Origin of the sequence: Nonomuraea ferruginea, assembly GCF_039540635.1 — a bacterium.
In the GTDB taxonomy this organism is placed as follows: domain Bacteria; phylum Actinomycetota; class Actinomycetes; order Streptosporangiales; family Streptosporangiaceae; genus Nonomuraea; species Nonomuraea ferruginea.
Window position 1 is genome coordinate 1 of the sequence record NZ_BAABFD010000053.1, and the last position, 1450, is coordinate 1450.

The following is a 1450-nucleotide window of genomic DNA, read 5'->3' on the forward strand; positions in this document are numbered from 1 at the left end:
GTTAGCGTCCACGGGAGTGGTGTACGGGTTTGACCTTGATCGTCACCTTGATGCCCGTGAGGGAAGATCGATGTGACATGAGGGCGGCCACTCCGCGATCCTTCACAGCTGTCGAAGGCATAAGAAGGAGAACGAGAAGTGGCCGCTATGGACATTCTGCCTGCTGAGGGTGAGTGGTTCGACGAGACCCTGGCCCAGGCCTCACCCGACGTGCTGCGGGAGATGGTCGTGCGGATGGCGCAGATGATGATGGACGCCGAGGTCGAGCAGCGCTGCGGCGCCGGCTACGGCGAGGTGTCCCAGGCCCGCGTCAACTCGCGTAACGGCTACCGGCGGCGCGAGTGGGACACCCGGGCCGGGACCGTCGAGCTGGCCATCCCGAGGTTGCGGACGGGGTCGTACTACCCGGAGTGGCTGCTGGAGCGGCAGCGGCGGGCCGAGCGGGCGCTGGCCTCGGTGGTGGCCACCTCCTACCTGCTCGGGGTGTCGACGCGGCGGGTGGAGAAGCTGGCCGAGCAGCTTGGTGTGACCCGGCTGTCGAAGTCGCAGGTGTCGGTGATGGCGCGGGAGCTGGATGAGATGGTGGCCGACTTCCGCAACCGGCCGCTGGACGCCGGCCCGTACACCTTCGTCTGGATCGACGCGTTGACGCAGAAGGTGCGTGAGGGCGGGCGGACGGTGAATGTGCACGCCCTGGTCGCGACCGGGGTGAATGCCGACGGGCACCGCGAGATCCTCGGCATCGACGTCGTCTCCAGCGAAGATGGGGCGGGCTGGCTGGCGTTCCTGCGCGGCCTGGTCGCCCGCGGCCTGTCCGGCGTCTCGCTGGTGATCTCCGACTGTCACGCCGGGCTGCGCGACGCGATCGCCTCCACCTTGCCGGGCGCGTCGTGGCAGAGGTGCCGGTCGCACTATGCCCGGAATCTGAGCTCGGTGGTTCCGAAGGCCGCTCAGCCGTGGGTGGCGACGATGCTGCGCACCGTCTTCGAGCAGCCTGACGCCGCCTCGGTCTACGCCCAGCACCGCCAGGTCGTTCAGGCGCTGGAGGCCAAGTATCCCAAGGCGGCGGCGCATCTGGACGAGGCCCGCGATGACATCCTGGCCTTCGCCGTCTTCCCCAAGACCGTGTGGCGGCAGATCTGGTCGAACAACCCGCAGGAGCGGCTGAACAAGGAGATCAGGCGGCGGACCGACGTGGTGGGCATCTTCCCCAACCGGGACGCGATCGTCCGTCTGGTCGGGGCGGTGCTGGCCGAGCAACACGACGAGTGGACCGAGGGGCGGCGTTATCTCGGGCTGGAGGTGCTGGCCGAGTGCCGCAAAGCCACCGAGAAAAAGGATGAAGAAGACATAGATGATGCAAGTGTGACAATGAATGGTATTGCTGCTTAAATAGCACCAGATCGCAGAGTGGCCTCATTCTCATACACCACGATCTTGGACGCGGCCC

The 1450-nt window shown here is 66.6% G+C and carries 1 protein-coding gene; it reads left to right on the forward strand.

Going from position 1 to position 1450, the window contains the following annotated elements:
• Positions 1 to 147 precede the first annotated feature (147 nt).
• On the forward strand, positions 148 to 1392 hold the full coding sequence (locus ABD999_RS43715; protein ID WP_271280555.1) for an IS256 family transposase: 1245 nt from the start codon (positions 148 to 150) through the stop codon (positions 1390 to 1392).
• The last annotated feature ends 58 nt before the right edge of the window (positions 1393 to 1450 follow it).

What these genes read in the sequence shown, in the direction of transcription:
- ABD999_RS43715 (WP_271280555.1), top strand. Translation starts at nt 148, where the DNA reads ATGGACATTCTGCCTGCTGAGGGTGAGTGGTTCGACGAGACCCTGGCC.